This is a genomic window from Pseudomonas syringae group sp. J248-6 (genome assembly GCF_032586995.1).
Classification (GTDB): domain Bacteria; phylum Pseudomonadota; class Gammaproteobacteria; order Pseudomonadales; family Pseudomonadaceae; genus Aquipseudomonas; species Aquipseudomonas amygdali.
This window is the reverse complement of record NZ_JAWHOP010000002.1, coordinates 438,221-452,732: the sequence shown is the minus strand read 5'-3', so window position 1 is coordinate 452,732 and position 14,512 is coordinate 438,221. Positions and strand designations below refer to the sequence as shown.

Annotated in this window: 17 protein-coding genes and 1 tRNA gene; 7 read left to right on the top strand and 11 right to left on the bottom strand. The window is 57.6% G+C overall.

All coding sequences use genetic code 11. The features are described from left to right. Positions 1–234: 234 nt before the first annotated feature. Positions 235–311, bottom strand: a tRNA-Val gene (locus RYC17_RS04150). Positions 312–492: 181 nt separating this feature from the next. On the opposite strand from RYC17_RS04150, the gene RYC17_RS04145 reads away from it, so the two are divergent. Further along, positions 493–1,776: an NAD(P)/FAD-dependent oxidoreductase gene (locus RYC17_RS04145; RefSeq protein WP_219171536.1), complete on the top strand. Its 1,284-nt coding sequence runs from the start codon at positions 493–495 to the stop codon at positions 1,774–1,776. Positions 1,777–1,835: 59 nt separating this feature from the next. Here RYC17_RS04145 and RYC17_RS04140 read toward each other — a convergent pair whose 3' ends face one another. After that, positions 1,836–2,531 (bottom strand): peptidase C39 family protein, encoded by a 696-nt coding sequence (locus RYC17_RS04140; RefSeq protein ID WP_219171753.1) that lies wholly within the window; start codon positions 2,529–2,531, stop codon positions 1,836–1,838. 219 nt (positions 2,532–2,750) lie between these two features. On the opposite strand from RYC17_RS04140, the gene RYC17_RS04135 reads away from it, so the two are divergent. Further along, the gene (locus RYC17_RS04135) at positions 2,751–2,933 is read left to right on the top strand and encodes a hypothetical protein (protein ID WP_219171535.1); all 183 of its coding nucleotides are present in this window, start codon (positions 2,751–2,753) and stop codon (positions 2,931–2,933) included. Positions 2,934–3,032: 99 nt separating this feature from the next. Here the strand turns inward: RYC17_RS04135 and RYC17_RS04130 are convergent, their stop codons facing one another. Both RYC17_RS04130 and RYC17_RS04125 read right to left on the bottom strand, forming a co-directional pair. After that, complete coding sequence (locus RYC17_RS04130; protein WP_058401449.1) at positions 3,033–3,791, bottom strand: TerC family protein; 759 nt, start codon at positions 3,789–3,791, stop codon at positions 3,033–3,035. 43 nt (positions 3,792–3,834) lie between these two features. Beyond that, positions 3,835–4,071 (bottom strand): hypothetical protein, encoded by a 237-nt coding sequence (locus RYC17_RS04125; protein ID WP_057422018.1) that lies wholly within the window; start codon positions 4,069–4,071, stop codon positions 3,835–3,837. Positions 4,072–4,203: 132 nt separating this feature from the next. Here RYC17_RS04125 and nhaR point away from each other — a divergent pair, with 132 nt between their 5' ends. After that, a complete protein-coding gene (nhaR, locus tag RYC17_RS04120; protein WP_058401447.1) occupies positions 4,204–5,106 on the top strand; it encodes a transcriptional activator NhaR in 903 nt (300 codons plus the stop codon). On the opposite strand, the gene RYC17_RS04115 is transcribed toward nhaR, so the two are convergent. After that, a complete protein-coding gene (locus RYC17_RS04115; protein ID WP_316902555.1) occupies positions 5,103–6,257 on the bottom strand; it encodes an MFS transporter in 1,155 nt (384 codons plus the stop codon). The genes nhaR and RYC17_RS04115 overlap by 4 nt on opposite strands. A 208-nt stretch (positions 6,258–6,465) precedes the next feature. After that, positions 6,466–6,975, bottom strand: a complete 510-nt coding sequence (locus RYC17_RS04110; protein ID WP_002553619.1) for a DUF1993 family protein — start codon at positions 6,973–6,975, stop codon at positions 6,466–6,468. 154 nt (positions 6,976–7,129) lie between these two features. Between RYC17_RS04110 and RYC17_RS04105 the strand changes: the two genes are divergently transcribed. After that, on the top strand, positions 7,130–7,792 hold the full coding sequence (locus RYC17_RS04105; RefSeq protein ID WP_316902554.1) for a YceH family protein: 663 nt from the start codon (positions 7,130–7,132) through the stop codon (positions 7,790–7,792). A 36-nt stretch (positions 7,793–7,828) separates the two neighbouring features. Here the strand turns inward: RYC17_RS04105 and RYC17_RS04100 are convergent, their stop codons facing one another. Beyond that, entirely contained in the window at positions 7,829–8,644 is an 816-nt protein-coding gene (locus RYC17_RS04100; RefSeq protein WP_219171531.1) for a shikimate 5-dehydrogenase, read from the bottom strand. 210 nt (positions 8,645–8,854) lie between these two features. Between RYC17_RS04100 and RYC17_RS04095 the strand changes: the two genes are divergently transcribed. Next, positions 8,855–9,208, top strand: a complete 354-nt coding sequence (locus RYC17_RS04095) for a hypothetical protein (RefSeq protein WP_058401443.1) — start codon at positions 8,855–8,857, stop codon at positions 9,206–9,208. 172 nt (positions 9,209–9,380) lie between these two features. Next, positions 9,381–9,563 (top strand): hypothetical protein, encoded by a 183-nt coding sequence (locus RYC17_RS04090; protein ID WP_005743550.1) that lies wholly within the window; start codon positions 9,381–9,383, stop codon positions 9,561–9,563. Positions 9,564–9,659: 96 nt separating this feature from the next. Here RYC17_RS04090 and RYC17_RS04085 read toward each other — a convergent pair whose 3' ends face one another. Then, the gene (locus RYC17_RS04085) at positions 9,660–10,220 is read right to left on the bottom strand and encodes a hypothetical protein (protein ID WP_057442399.1); all 561 of its coding nucleotides are present in this window, start codon (positions 10,218–10,220) and stop codon (positions 9,660–9,662) included. A 267-nt stretch (positions 10,221–10,487) separates the two neighbouring features. On the opposite strand from RYC17_RS04085, the gene pbpG reads away from it, so the two are divergent. After that, entirely contained in the window at positions 10,488–11,423 is a 936-nt protein-coding gene (pbpG, locus tag RYC17_RS04080; RefSeq protein ID WP_002553614.1) for a D-alanyl-D-alanine endopeptidase, read from the top strand. A gap of 71 nt (positions 11,424–11,494) precedes the next feature. Here pbpG and RYC17_RS04075 read toward each other — a convergent pair whose 3' ends face one another. The 3 genes from RYC17_RS04075 to RYC17_RS04065 form a co-directional block, all read right to left on the bottom strand. Further along, complete coding sequence (locus tag RYC17_RS04075; RefSeq protein WP_058396989.1) at positions 11,495–12,925, bottom strand: NAD-dependent succinate-semialdehyde dehydrogenase; 1,431 nt, start codon at positions 12,923–12,925, stop codon at positions 11,495–11,497. 45 nt (positions 12,926–12,970) lie between these two features. Further along, complete coding sequence (locus tag RYC17_RS04070) at positions 12,971–13,366, bottom strand: low affinity iron permease family protein (RefSeq protein WP_316902553.1); 396 nt, start codon at positions 13,364–13,366, stop codon at positions 12,971–12,973. 233 nt (positions 13,367–13,599) lie between these two features. Then, positions 13,600–14,460 (bottom strand): glucose 1-dehydrogenase, encoded by an 861-nt coding sequence (locus RYC17_RS04065; protein ID WP_005743546.1) that lies wholly within the window; start codon positions 14,458–14,460, stop codon positions 13,600–13,602. Positions 14,461–14,512: the final 52 nt, after the last annotated feature.

The following is a 14,512-nucleotide window of genomic DNA, read 5'->3' as shown; positions in this document are numbered from 1 at the left end:
GATTGGACTCGAACCAACGACCCCCACCATGTCAAGGTGGTGCTCTAACCAACTGAGCTACGTGCCTGCTGTGGGTCGGCATTCTACGGATATTCGAATGCCTGTCAAATTCTTTTTTGCAGTAACTCTCTGAATACGCGAAATTTTTACCCTGGGGTTCAGCACCCAGAGACAAAAAAAGGGCCAGCCTTTCGGCTGACCCTTTTCTTACCGCCCAGCAGAGCGGATTTTATCTGGTAGGCGCGATTGGACTCGAACCAACGACCCCCACCATGTCAAGGTGGTGCTCTAACCAACTGAGCTACGTGCCTGCTGTGGGTCCGCATTCTACGGATATTCAGATACCTGTCAATCTGTTTTTTCTCTAAGCCTATGAATTACAGCGTTTTTTACCCGTTGACGGGAAGTGACTCTTTTTGCCTGTTGCTGGCAGAGCTTTTGGTTCTCGGGTACGATCGCCACATCGTCAAGAATATTAAACGGAGTCTCAGGATGGCAAATACGCCCTATCCGCAGTCCTACTATGCCGCTTCAGCCAATGCAGCCCCGGAACGCCCGGCGTTGCAGGGTGAAGTCGAGACCGACGTGTGCGTCATCGGCGCTGGCTATACAGGCCTGTCGAGTGCGCTGTTCCTGCTGGAGAATGGATTCCGGGTCACGGTGCTGGAAGCGGCAAAAGTCGGCTTTGGCGCGTCTGGGCGTAATGGTGGGCAGATCGTCAATAGCTACAGCCGTGACATTGATGTGATCGAGCGAACCGTCGGGCCAAACCAGGCGCAGTTGCTGGGGCAGATGGCCTTTGAGGGCGCATCCATCATTCGCGATCGGGTTTCCCGCTACGGTATTCAGTGCGACCTGAAGGATGGCGGTGTATTTGCAGCGCTGACAGGCAAGCAACTGGCGCATCTGGAAGCCCAACAACGACTGTGGGAGCGTTACGGCCACACCGGCCTTGAGCTGATGGACAAGCGCCGGATCAACGAAGTCGTTGCCTGTGATCAATACATCGGCGGGCTGCTGGACATGACCGGCGGCCATATTCACCCGCTCAATCTGGCGCTGGGTGAAGCGGCTGCGGTCGAAACCCTGGGCGGCACGATTTACGAGCAGTCGGCGGCCATTCGCATCGAGCGCGGTGCCAACCCTGTGGTCCATACCGCGCAAGGCAAGGTCCGCGCGAAATTCATCATCGTGGCTGGCAACGCCTATCTGGGCAACCTGGTTCCGGAACTGGCTGCCAAGTCGATGCCTTGTGGCACTCAGGTGATCACCACAGAGCCGCTGAGTGATGAACTGGCTAAAACACTTCTGCCGCAGGATTACTGCGTCGAGGATTGCAATTACCTGCTGGATTACTACCGCCTCAGCGCCGACAAACGCCTTATCTTCGGCGGCGGCGTGGTCTACGGTGCCAGAGATCCGGCCAACATCGAAGCCATCATCCGGCCGAAGATGCTCAAGGCATTTCCGCAGCTCAAGGATGTGAAAATCGACTACGCATGGACCGGCAACTTCCTGCTGACCCTGTCTCGTCTGCCCCAGGTTGGCAGACTTGGCGACAACATCTATTACTCGCAGGGTTGCAGTGGACATGGCGTGACTTACACGCATCTGGCCGGCAAGGTACTGGCCGAGGCGTTGCGCGGTCAGGCAGAGCGCTTTGATGCGTTCGCCGACCTGCCCCACTACCCTTTCCCTGGCGGGCAGATATTGCGCACACCGCTTACTGCGTTGGGCGCCTGGTATTACAGCCTGCGTGACCGGCTGGGTTTTTGACTTCGCTGACAGTAAAACGGCACCTTATCGGTGCCGTTTTTGTTTGTGCCGCGTTTATTTCATTTAACGCCGCGTGCCAGCGTTCGTTTCGCCTCGCCCGCCGCCTGCTCCTGTCCGGACTTCGATAAAGCTTCAGTAGCCTGCAACCAGCGCTGCTGATCGACATTGGCGGGCAGCTGCCGGGGCGACTGAACCAGCACCGCCCAACTGCCGGCCTCTTTCCACGCCGATGTGAAGCTGCTGAAACTCATTGAATAGCGACGATCCATGCCCGCATTCAACAACACGGTCTCCTTTACCCGGTTGTAACCGATCAACACGGCATAACGCGGGCCTTTCCACAGTGCAGAACCCTGGGCAAAGCGCAGCATAACCGGATAGCCCGCCGACACCTGAGTCAGCAGGTCCTGTAATTGACCATCAAGCGGATAGACCATGAAGCCGTATTCCCGCGCAACCTTCTGAATATTCTGTTCGAGGCGGTCTTCGGCACCTGGCAGTTGCAGCGGCTTGTCGAGCAAGCCGGGCGTGGTCTGTACCTGTTGGTTGGCCAGCATGCTTGCCAGCACCATTGGCCCGCTCTGGTAGGCGTTACCCCGGAAGAACGGCACCGACGTCAGTTCGACCCGGTCCGGAAGGCGTTTCATCTCGGGCGTGACCATTGAAGAACAGCCGACAAGACCCATGAGCAAGGCTAAAACCAGCCATGAACGTAATGCACCGGCAGTACCGGAATAGAAAGAGACCGACAAGATGTTCACTCGCTTCAACTGATGCCGGGCAACCCACGACCCGGCCTGGACACCGATCATAGAGCTCTGGGAGTTCAGGGTATAGTCAGGCACTGCGGCTCATCGGGCCGAATGGAGAAAATAGTTCATAGCCATGCGCCACTGGTCAATTAACCGAAACATGCCTCGTACTAGACTGTCAGTTATCAAGACCGCAACAAAAGCAGGAATGTGGAGGCACTTATGAGCCTGGAACTGACAATCGTGATGCTGCTCGCTTCGTGGCTTGCCGTAGCCAGCGCCATGCTGTGGGGCGTGATGCGCATATCCCGTCGCCATCACCAGCCGCGCAGTGCAGCGCTACCTGCGGCAAAACGGCCGAGCCTGGTAAAGGCTGTCAAAGTACCCGCTGCTGTGGCCAGCTGATAGTTCGTTGTGCCGCTCGGATACAGTTGTCGGCAGTGAAAATGCAAAAAGGTCGACCCGGTTTACCCGGGTCGACCTTTTTTTCAGCCTGGCCTGCTATCAGTGCGCGGAAACCTGAGCAGCAGCCTTTTTGCGTCTTGCTCTGCGTACCAGCATGTTCAGGCCTTCAATGGCTGCCGAGAAGGTCATGGCAGCGTAGATGTAGCCCTTGGGCACATGAGCGCCAAAGCCTTCGGCGATCAGCGTCATACCGATCATGATCAGGAAGCCCAGGGCCAGCATGACCACCGTCGGGTTTTCGTTGATGAACTTCGCCAGCGGGTTTGCAGCAACAAGCATCACGACGACGGCAGTGATTACAGCAATGACCATGATCGGCAAGTGTTCGGTCATGCCCACGGCAGTGATGATACTGTCGATGGAGAACACCAGATCCAGCATAAGGATCTGCACGATGGCCGCGCTCATGCTCAATGCCACGACCGAACCCAGGGCTTTCTCTTCCTCGGTCTTGACGTCCATGCTGTGGTGAATTTCCGTCGTCGCTTTCCAGACCAGGAACAGGCCACCGGCGATCAGGATCATGTCCTTCCACGAGAACGCCTGACCGAACACCTCGAATACCGGCTCTGTCAGTTGCACGATGTACGCCACGGTGCTGAGCAAGCCCAGGCGCATCACCAGCGCCATACCGATACCCAGTTTGCGCGCCTTTTCTCGTTGGTGCTCAGGGAGCTTGTTGGTGATGATCGAGATGAAGATCAGGTTATCGATACCCAATACGACTTCCATGACCACCAGTGTTGCCAGCGCGATCCAGGCTGCCGGACTTGTTGCGAGTTCCAATAGGTATTCCATAGATCACTGCCCTGCCTGAGCCAATATTAGTTGTAAGTCAGATTTATTTATCGGTCTTGCTTTCGGTTTCAGCCGAGCTTTGTGGTGGCTGCTGCACCGAAAGTTCCTGTTTTGCCTCATCAATCGCCTTGGTTGCGGCTTGATGGGTTTCGTCAATCGCCTGTTTTGCAGTGTCGGCTGCAGCATTCACCACATGCTTGGTGGATGACTCTATCTGATCGCATCCTGCCATTACCAGCAGCGAGCAGCCCAGCAGTGCAGCGTAAAGGGGTTTATTCATGGCTTCCTCGGTAAGCAAGGCTGGGCGACGTGTTCAGCCCGGCGTTGGAAACGGATTCTAGACATTTTGAAACATACGGAAAATTCGATTTTATAAAACTTATACTTCGATTTTACCGAATCGGCAGAAATCATGCTCAATTACCGTCAGCTTCATTACTTCTGGGTGGTAGCCAAAACCGGGAGCATCGTGCGCGCCTGCGAGCAGTTGAATCTCACCGCGCAGACCGTCAGCGGGCAGATCAGCCTGCTGGAGGCGTCCCTGGGTGTCGATCTGTTCCAGCGCGTAGGCCGGCAACTTGAAATGACTGAAGCGGGTCGCCTGGCCCTGCCTTACGCCGAACAGATGTTTCAGTTGGGCAATGATCTGGAAAACCTGCTGCGCTCGCAGCCCGATGAACAGCAATTGCTGCTGCGCATCGGCGTGGCTGACGTGGTGCCCAAGTCCATCGTGTACCGGCTGATTGCCCCGACCATGAACCTCAGCGAGTCCATTCGCATCACCTGCCGGGAAGACAAACTGGAAAGGCTGCTGGCAGACCTGGCAATCCAGCGTCTGGACCTGGTGATCTCCGACAGCCCCATGCCGCAGCACCTGGATATCAAGGGCTACAGCCAGAAACTGGGAGAATGCGGGGTCAGTTTTTTTGCGACTCGTGAAGTGGCAGAACGTATCGGAAGTGGCTTTCCACAGTGCATGCACGGTGCGCCGCTGTTGATTCCAGGCCAGGAAACCGTCGTTCGCGGCAGGCTGATGCGCTGGTTTGCCGAACAGAGCATCCAGCCGCGTATCATCGGCGAGTTTGATGACAGCGCGTTGATGAAGGCGTTTGGCAAATCCGGCAGCGGTGTCTTTGTTGCGCCCAGCGTCATCGCCGATGAGGTGCAGAGCCAGTATGGCGTACAAGTGATAGGCCACACCGATGCGGTGACCGAATCATTCTACGCCATCACCGTGGAGCGCAAGGTCAAACACCCCGGCGTTGTCGCCATCGCCGAAAGCGCACGAAACCAGCTGTTTACCGACGCAGGTTAGGCGGCAAGCGGGCCGGGATCACGTCTGATCAGCAGCACTGCCAGCACAATCGCAAGAACGATAATGCCAGCGGCGGCGAAACCGACGTTACCCAGACCGAGATGATCAATGACCCTGCCGCCGATCATCGCCCCGATGCCGATGCCAAGGTTTGCTCCGGCGATGTTCAGTGACGCAGCGAACGCAGGTGCTTGCGGTGCGGCCTTGATCAACCGGACATGGCTGACCAGAAACAAGGCGGCCTGGGTGATACCCCATATTGCCAGCGCGACTGGTAAGGCGAACACCGAATGAATGCTGGGCACCACAGCGACCATGCCGACTACCATGAAGGCGCAGAATACCAGGCTGGCAATCAGCGGATGCCGGTCAACCATGCGCCCGCCCAGCGAGTTTCCGAGCAAGCCGACCGCGCCAAACCCCATCAGGCACCAGCCCACCAGGCTGCCGTCGAACCCGGCGAGACGCTCCAGCATGTCCGCCAGATAGGTGTAGGCGGTAAACATGCCGCTGAATACCAGTACCGACAGCAGCACATGCCCCTGCATCATCCGGCTGCGCAAAATGCCGAACTGGTTGAGGATCGACACCGGGTTTTTCTTCGCCGCCGTCCGTGGCAGATAGACCGCCAGCAACAGTGCCTTGGCAAATGCCAGACAGGCCAGCACGAGAAACGCACTGCGCCAGCCGAAAGCATCGGAAATCAAAGTGCCTATGGGAATGCCGAACACAGTGGCGCAAACAATGCCGAAACCGATTCTGGCAATCGCCCGACCAGCGAACTGCGGCCCGACGATGTCCACGGCGGTCTCACTGGCCAGTGCCCAGAACACAGGCAGCCCCAACGCAGGAATCAGCCGCGCCAGCCCCATCACGGCAATATTGGGTGCCAGCGCTGCCAGTACATTTGAAAAGCCGAACAGCACAAGGATGCTTATAAACAGACGCTTGCGCTCGAAACGCGAGAAGTAGGCAGTCAGAAAGGGACCGAACGCTGCAACCGTGAATGCGAACAGGGTGACCAGCAGCCCCGCTTGCGAGACCGTGACATCCAGATCGCGGGCAACCGCAGGCAAAAGACCGACAATGACGAATTCTGTGGTCAGCACGGTAAAACCGGCGGCCGACAACAGAAGTATGGGCAACAACATGAATACTCCAGAACAACACTACAGCCCGAAAAACAGGGCTGACACCCCGACAACTTTCGCTCCCACTCCGCGTGGTAATGCATTTCGTGACGCTCTGCGTCAGCCAATGCATGCCAATGCGGAGCATTGGCATGATAGTCAGTTGGATTTGCGCATAACGCCGAGGGACGAGAACATCAGCGAGGCTTCAGCCCCGCACGTTTCAGAATCAGAACTTGCCCATGAAGTCGCGCTTGCCGATTTCAACGCCGTTATGGCGCAGCAGGTCGTAAGCGGTGGTGACGTGGAAGAAGAACTGCGGCAAGGCGTAGCTGAGCAGATAAGCCTGACCGTTCAGACGCTTTTCCTTTTCGGTGCCGGGGCGCAGGACGATTTCGATACCTTCCTTGCCGTCGACCTGCTCGGGCGTGATGCTGCCGATGAACGCGAGCGTCTTGGCAAGCAGTGCCTGCAGTTCGGCGAAGGTGGTTTCGGTGTCATCGTATTGCGGGATCTCGACGCCTGCCAGGCGGGCCGAAGCACCCTTGGCAAAATCGACGGCAATCTGCACCTGACGGGTAAAAGGCAACATGTCCGGGAACAGACGCGCCTGCAGCAGCGCTGGCGGCTGGATTTTCTTCTCGGTCGCGTAGGCTTCGGCCTTGGTCAGAACATCGCTCAGCGCATTGAGCATTTGCTGAAAGACAGGAATGGAAGCGGCGTACAGGGAGATAGACATGACATATCCTGATTGAGAAAGGCGCAATTATAGACCCACCTGACGGCAAGCACCGTGACACTTTTCAGCGACCCTGCAGATCAGCGCAACAGACACTGGCAATAATGTGCGCCACGCCCTACGCTGATCCACCGCCATCACTCAGGGAAGCGTCATGTCCATTGAATCGCCCTCCTCCGAATCCTCCCCGAATGCCGAGGCCCTGCAACTCAACAGCACTGAAGTGCGTGTTCTAGGCTGCCTGATCGAGAAACAGGCGACCAACCCGGAAACCTACCCGCTGACCCTTAATGCACTGGTGCTTGCCTGCAACCAGAAGACCAGTCGCGATCCGGTCATGAACCTGACTCAAGGCCAGGTCGGTCAGAGCCTGCGCGCTCTTGAGAGCCGCGGCCTGACGCGCCTGGTTATGGGCAGTCGCGCTGATCGCTGGGAGCACCGGGTCGACAAGACCGTTGAGCTGGTCCCTGCGCAGGTGATACTGACCGGCTTATTGCTGCTGCGCGGCCCGCAGACCGTCAGCGAACTGCTCACGCGCAGTCACCGCATGCACGATTTCGAGGACAGCGAGCAACTCGTCCATCAACTGGAACGGCTCATCGCCAGAGGCCTGGCGATGCTCGTACCCCGTCAGTCCGGCCAACGGGAAGATCGTTACATGCACCTGCTGGGCGATCCGGAGGATCTGCAGGAGCTGCTTGCAGCCCGCCAGCAAGCGCCTGAGCGTAACGCAGCAAACCCGGCTGCCAGCCAGCGTCTTGATGAGCTGGAAGCACGCGTCGCAGCCCTTGAAGAGCGTCTTGCCAGACTGGAGTGATGCCCGCCCCCGTCCGACTCTGTGCGCAGGCCACCACTATCCGGCTCTGGCGAACGCCGCAGCCTGTTGATACTGCTCATCGGTCGGGCGGACGCCGGTATACAGCACAAACTGCTCCAGTGCCTGGATCGCCGCGACTTCATCGCCGCTCACGACGCGCTTGCCCAGGCGGCGGGCAGCCTGGATCAGCGGCGTTTCGGCCGGGGTGGCCACCACATCGAAAATCGTCTCGGCCGCATCGATGGCCTGCAAGTCAAACGACAACTCGTCAGCCTGGGCACCTTGCATGCCTAGCGGCGTGACGTTGACCAGCAAAGGTGGTCGCACGCTTCCCAGCTCCGCCTGCCAGCGAAAGCCACACGCCTCGGCCAGGCGTCGACCGGCCTGCTCATTGCGGGCCACGATCAGCCCATCGGTGAAACCCGCATCGCGCAACGCGAACGCAACCGCCTTGGCCATGCCCCCGCTGCCGCGCAGGGCAAATGCGCTGCGAGGGACGGCGTGGCTCTCCATGAGTTGCGCAACCGCGATGTAATCCGTATTGAACGCCTTCAAATGCCCGTCGGTGTTGACGATGGTATTGATCGACTGGATGGCGGCGGCGGAAGCATCAAGTTCGTCGACCAGTTCAATGCAGGCTTCCTTGAATGGCATCGAAACCGCACTGCCACGTATCCCCAGCGACCGGATACCCGCCACGGCAGCGGCAAGGTCATTGGGTGAGAAGGTCTTGTAATAGAAGTTAAGGCCCAACTGCTGATAAAGATGATTGTGGAAACGCACACCAAAGTTGCCGGGACGGGCGGCCATGGACATGCACAACAATGTGTCTCTGTTTGCAGTAATGGGCATACGGGTTTCCTCCAGACGGTAATGGCTTGAATATTCGATAAAAGCGTATGCTACGCACCAGTGAACGCGAGGACACGCGCCGCACACCTTACATAAAATTTACTCAGCACTTTCGCAGATTCTTACAATTTCGATGTCATAGTGTTATCCCGTGGCAGTGCTTGAGAGTGATGCAGGCGCGCGACAACGGGTTGAGAGCGAGGAACAATCATGATTCGTCAAATCCCCAAGATCGCCTTGTTTGTAGGTGCCCTGGCCCTTGCTGGCCAGGCGAATGCTGACCGTGGCTGGGGTGGCCCTGCCGTGGTAGGTGCTATCGTAGGCGCTGCCGTTGTCGGGGCGGCGGTATCTTCAAGTCGCGATAGAACCGTGTACGTAGAGCGCGAGCCGGTTTATGTGCAACAACAGCCGGTCTACTACGCACCACCACCGGTCTATTATCAGCCGGCCCCGGTCTACCAGGTTGTCGAGCGCTACCCACCGCCTCCACCGCCAGGCTACTACCATCGCTACGGGCCACCACCAGGCCCGGGCTATTACTACCCGCCACGCGGCCGCTGGTAATCGAACAAAAAACCCGCCTCTTCAGGCGGGTTTTTCATTGGTGTGCTCACACTATCCCCTGCCAATGCAATGTGCCCGACCCTCGTTGTTATCAATGACCACTATTGAGAGTGTCGATTTCTACCTTTCCCGATCAGCCTCTACAGTAGCGGCATGGATTGAGGAGGCAGTTATGACCAAGGTACACATCATGTCCGTCGTCGGAAGTGCAGTTCCAGCGCCACTCAGAGAGCGAGGTCTGCTGGCCTGCTGGTACCTGATTCAGGATGGCGAGCCGGTCAGCGGCCCTCTGGCGTCTTTGCCTGTCGCCGAAGAGTTGTCCCGGCAAATGCAGTGCCAGCCCCTCAACAGCTGATTTTTTCTGCGAACCTCGTGCGTTGCTCCGCACATCCCCTTGCCCGCCTCTTTGAAGGCGGGCTTTTTTTGAGCCAGGGAAAGCAGACGATCCGCCTCAGCCGCGCTCGGCCATAGCGGCATTGACCTGACAACGATGCGCCAGCTTCTGCAGGCGCTTTTCCAGTGCCATGAACACCACACGATCGGTACGACCACTGTCGAGTTCATCGATCAGGTCATTGGCAACCTGACGCAACTCGTGAGCCAGCACCACGCGATCATCGTTCAGGTCCTGTTTGTGAGACTCGAACAAACGATGCAGGTAATCCTGCAACGTGTATTTCAAGCTGTGCCGGTCAGTGGCGCGTAGATGCGTCAGATTGAGACTGATACGGCCCTGCAATTCGCTCAATTCGCCACACAGATACTGCATGCGCCGGGCATAGCCTACTTCGCGGTCGCGTATCTGCTTGCGAGCCTGCTCCGCTTCCTGCTTGCGCTGAATGGCGGGTACAGCCACGGCAACCATCAAGCCCACGATCAGGCCGATGGCCTGCATCCAGCCTGCCCAGTCACTGGGGCGCGATGTAAAGCCGACACCCAGCAGCAGGATGACAACCAGCGAAGCGATGATCACCAGTACCGCGTAATCCTTGCTGACAAACCCCTTGAGCATTGCATGACTCCTTGAATCGGTGACCTGAATGGCATGGAATGCTAATCGGTGCAGGCCTTTCACACCACGACTATTCAATTGTGGTTCGGTTTTAAACAGCTTTGAAAGCAAAAAGCCACTTAACCGCAACTTAACGAAATCCCATTTCCTGCATTTATTAATGAAACGCCCTACGACACCCATCGACATACCGCAAAGTCTGCTCATAAAATGCAGCGTTTTGACGCGATACCTTCCATTACCACCTTTATCGAGTGAGCCTTGCTCTTGAAAATTCGTCTGTCTCTTCTGGGCCTATTATTTGTACTTACCGGCCCGGCGCTTTCCACTACCACGCTGGCAAACGAATCCGCTGTTCTGAATCGTGATCCTTCCAATCTGCACCTCGCCTCAGGCAGCGCAATGGTCATCGACCTGCAAACCGACAAGGTCCTGTACTCCAGCAACCCGGACGTGATTGTGCCCATTGCCTCGGTCACCAAACTGATGACCGCGATGGTAGTCCTTGATGCCAAACAATCGATGGACGAAGTCATACCGGTCAATATCTCCCAGACCCCGGAAATGAAAGGTGTCTTCTCCCGGGTTAAACTCGGCAGCGAAATGAACCGCCGCGACATGTTGCTGATCACCCTGATGTCGTCGGAAAACCGCGCTGCGGCGAGCCTGGCGCACAGCTATCCCGGTGGTTATCCCGCGTTCATTCTGGCGATGAATGCCAAGGCCAAGGCGCTGGGCATGAAACATACAGCCTATGTCGAACCTACCGGCCTGTCGGTTTATAACGTATCGACCGCACGCGACCTCACCAAGCTGGTGATGGCGGCACGCAAATACCCGATGCTCAGTGAACTGAGCACCACCGAGCAGAAGACCGTGACCTTCCGCAAACCGACCTACACCCTGGGTTTCAGCAACACCGACCACCTGGTGCGCAAGGACAACTGGGATATCAAGCTGACCAAGACCGGCTTTACCAATCAGGCCGGCCACTGCCTTGTGCTGCTGACCAGCATGGCCAACCGTCCGGTTTCCGTGGTTATTCTCGATGCTTTCGGTAAGTACACCCACTTCGCCGACGCCAGCCGTATACGCAAGTGGATGGAAACCGGCCAGAGCGGCCCGGCACCTGAAGTTGCCCTGCAGTACAAGAAAGAAAAGAATCTGGTGATGAGACAGACCGGTATTCAAGCCAAAGACTGACGGGTACGTGCGCCAAAAAAACGGTCGCGATGCTTGCACATCGCGACCGTTTTTATTTACCCGTTGCGCACTCAGTTGTACTGAGTGACCAGCTTGGTGTTCAGGTAAGCCTCAATGGCCTCGGTGCCGCCTTCGGAACCGTAACCGGAATCCTTGATCCCGCCGAACGGGACTTCCGGCAAGCCGATGCCCTGATGATTGATCGACAGCATCCCCGCTTCGATAAAGGTACTCAGCGCTTGCGCAGTCTTCATCGACGTGGTGAAGGCATAGGATGCCAGCCCGAACGGCACGCGGTTTGACTCGGCAATCGCCTCCTCTAGCGTGTCGAAAGGCACCAGCAACGCGACAGGGCCGAAAGGCTCCTCATTCATGATGCGCATCTGCGGCTTCAGGCCACTCAACACGGTCGGCTCGAAGAAATAGCCCGCCCCCTCGACAGCCTTGCCACCGGCAGACAGCGTCGCACCACCACGCACCGCGTCATCGATCAGATCGACCAGCGCAGGAATACGTCGATCATTGGCCACAGGGCCCATGGTGGTGCCCGCCTCCAGACCGTTACCCACCTTGATTTCGCGAGTCAGGCCAACGAATTTCTCGGTGAACGCGTCGAGTACCTTGCGCTGCACCAGAATCCTGGTCGGCGACACGCAGACCTGCCCGGCGTTACGGAACTTGGCGGTGGCCAGCACGCGAGCGGCGAGGTCGATATCCGCATCATCGAACACCAGCGCCGGTGCATGACCACCCAGTTCCATGGTTGCCCGCTTCATGTGCTTGCCAGCCAATGCGGCCAGTTGCTTGCCGACCGGCGTAGAGCCAGTGAACGTGACCTTGCGAATGACCGGATGCGGGATCAGGTAGCCGGAAATTTCTGCCGGATCACCATAGACCAGACCGATGACGCCAGCCGGCACACCGGCATCGGCGAAAGCGCGAATCAGCTCGGCAGGCGACGCTGGCGTTTCTTCCGGGGCCTTGACGATGATCGAGCAGCCCGCAGCCAGTGCCGAGGACAACTTGCGCACCACCTGGTTGATCGGGAAATTCCAGGGAGTGAACGCAGCGACCGGGCCGACCGGCTCCTTGATGACTTTCTGTTCGATGGACACGCCCCGCGACGGCACGAGACGACCATAACTGCGACGCCCTTCTTCGGCCAGCCAGTCGATGATGTCAGCCGCCGACAGGGTTTCCATGCGCGCTTCGGCCAAGGGCTTGCCCTGCTCCTGCGTCATGATTCGGGCGATGCCGTCCGCGCGCTCACGAATCAGGTTTGCCGCTTTCTGCATCAGCTTGTAGCGATCATAAGCCGAGGTGGCACGCCAGGTGGCAAAGCCACGCTCGGCCGCCGCCAGAGCTTCGTCAAGGTCGGCGATACCGGCATGCGCCACAGTGCCCAGCGCCTCGCCCGTCGCCGGGTTGATGACTGACAACGTGCGATTGTCGCGGCTTGCGCGCCATTGACCATCGATATAAAGCTGTACGTCTGGATACATGAAAAATCTCCATAGGTAGTTGAAAAAACCGGCGTGGCTGAGCGATCAGATTCGCTGTTCGGCCCCGGCCATCGGTAGAGGGGCGTCGATAACGTGCTCGCCGCCCATGGCCTCGTATTTCTTGCGCAGGGCCCTGAGGTCCTTCTGCGTGAGGCCGTCGAGGTTCAGCAACGAGTTCTGCGCATCCTTGGTCACGCGCAACAGCTCGTCGACTTTCAGGTGCAGGACATCGTTGTCACGGTTCTGCGTGTTCTGGATCAAGAACACCATAAGGAAGGTAATGATGGTAGTCGACGTATTGATGATCAACTGCCAGGTATCGTTGTAGTGAAACCACGGACCAGTGAATGCCCAGAGGCAGATCAGCACGACGGCTGAAGCAAAGGTGGCCGGGCTGCCCGCCCATTTTGAAAGGGACTGGGAGAATCTGGAGAACTTCATCAACAACTGCCTGAACACGGGGTGTCTTACATGGACACCGCTAGCGCCTTGAAATTTCCTGCAACAGGTCGACCTGTTCAGCTGACTGACAGACTTTGACGGCTATTCAAACCTGGGAGGACATGTGTCCGCCCTTCTCACGGGAAATGAGTCGCGGCTGAAATAACGTGCCTGATGCTTCAGAAACGGCACCCGCCAAGGCACCGTTTCAACCGCGCAAACGTTTCATGAATTTACAGAATCGGCTTGCCGCCCGTCACTGCATAACGCGAGCCGGAGATGTAGCTGGCTTCATCCGAGGCCAGCAGCACGTAGATGGGCGACACTTCCACCGGCTGACCTGGACGGCCTAGCGGTGTCTCGCTGCCGAAGCTCTTGACGTCTTCGTCGGTCATGGTCGCCGGGATCAGCGGGGTCCAGATCGGGCCGGGGGCCACGCTGTTCACGCGGATACCCTTGTCACCCAGCAACTGCGCCAGACCACCGGTGAAGTTGGCAATCGCGCCCTTGGTGGTCGCGTATGCCAGCAGCGTCGGCTTGGGCATGTCCGAATTGACCGAACTGGTATTGATGATCGAGCCACCCCGCGGCATATGCGGAACCGCGGCCTTGCAGATACGAAACATCGCAGTGATGTTGATATCGAAGGTCTTGACCCACTCTTCGTCAGAGATTTCTTCCAGCGTTTCGTGATTCATCTGGAATGCGGCGTTGTTGACCAGCACATCGATACGGCCGAATTCAGCCACCGTCTTGCTTACGATGTCTTCGCACTGTTGCTTCTGAGCCAGATCACCCGGCAACAGCAGACACTTCATACCGGCCTCTTCGACCCAGCGCTTGGTTTCTTCCGCGTCTTCATGCTCGTTCAGGTACGAGATTGCAACCTGCGCGCCTTCTCGTGCAAAGGCTATGGCAACAGCGCGACCGATGCCGCTGTCGGCACCGGTGATCAATGCAATCTTGCCCTGCAGACGCCCGGAGCCCTTGTAGCTTTTTTCACCGCAATCGGGATAGGGGTCCATCTTGCCCTGCAACCCCGGAACCTCTTGCGGCTGACTGGCAAACGGCGGCTTTGGGTATTCTTCGTTCATCTGAATAAATCTCCCTGGCTCAATAAAAACTGACTGAATAAAAAATAGTGCT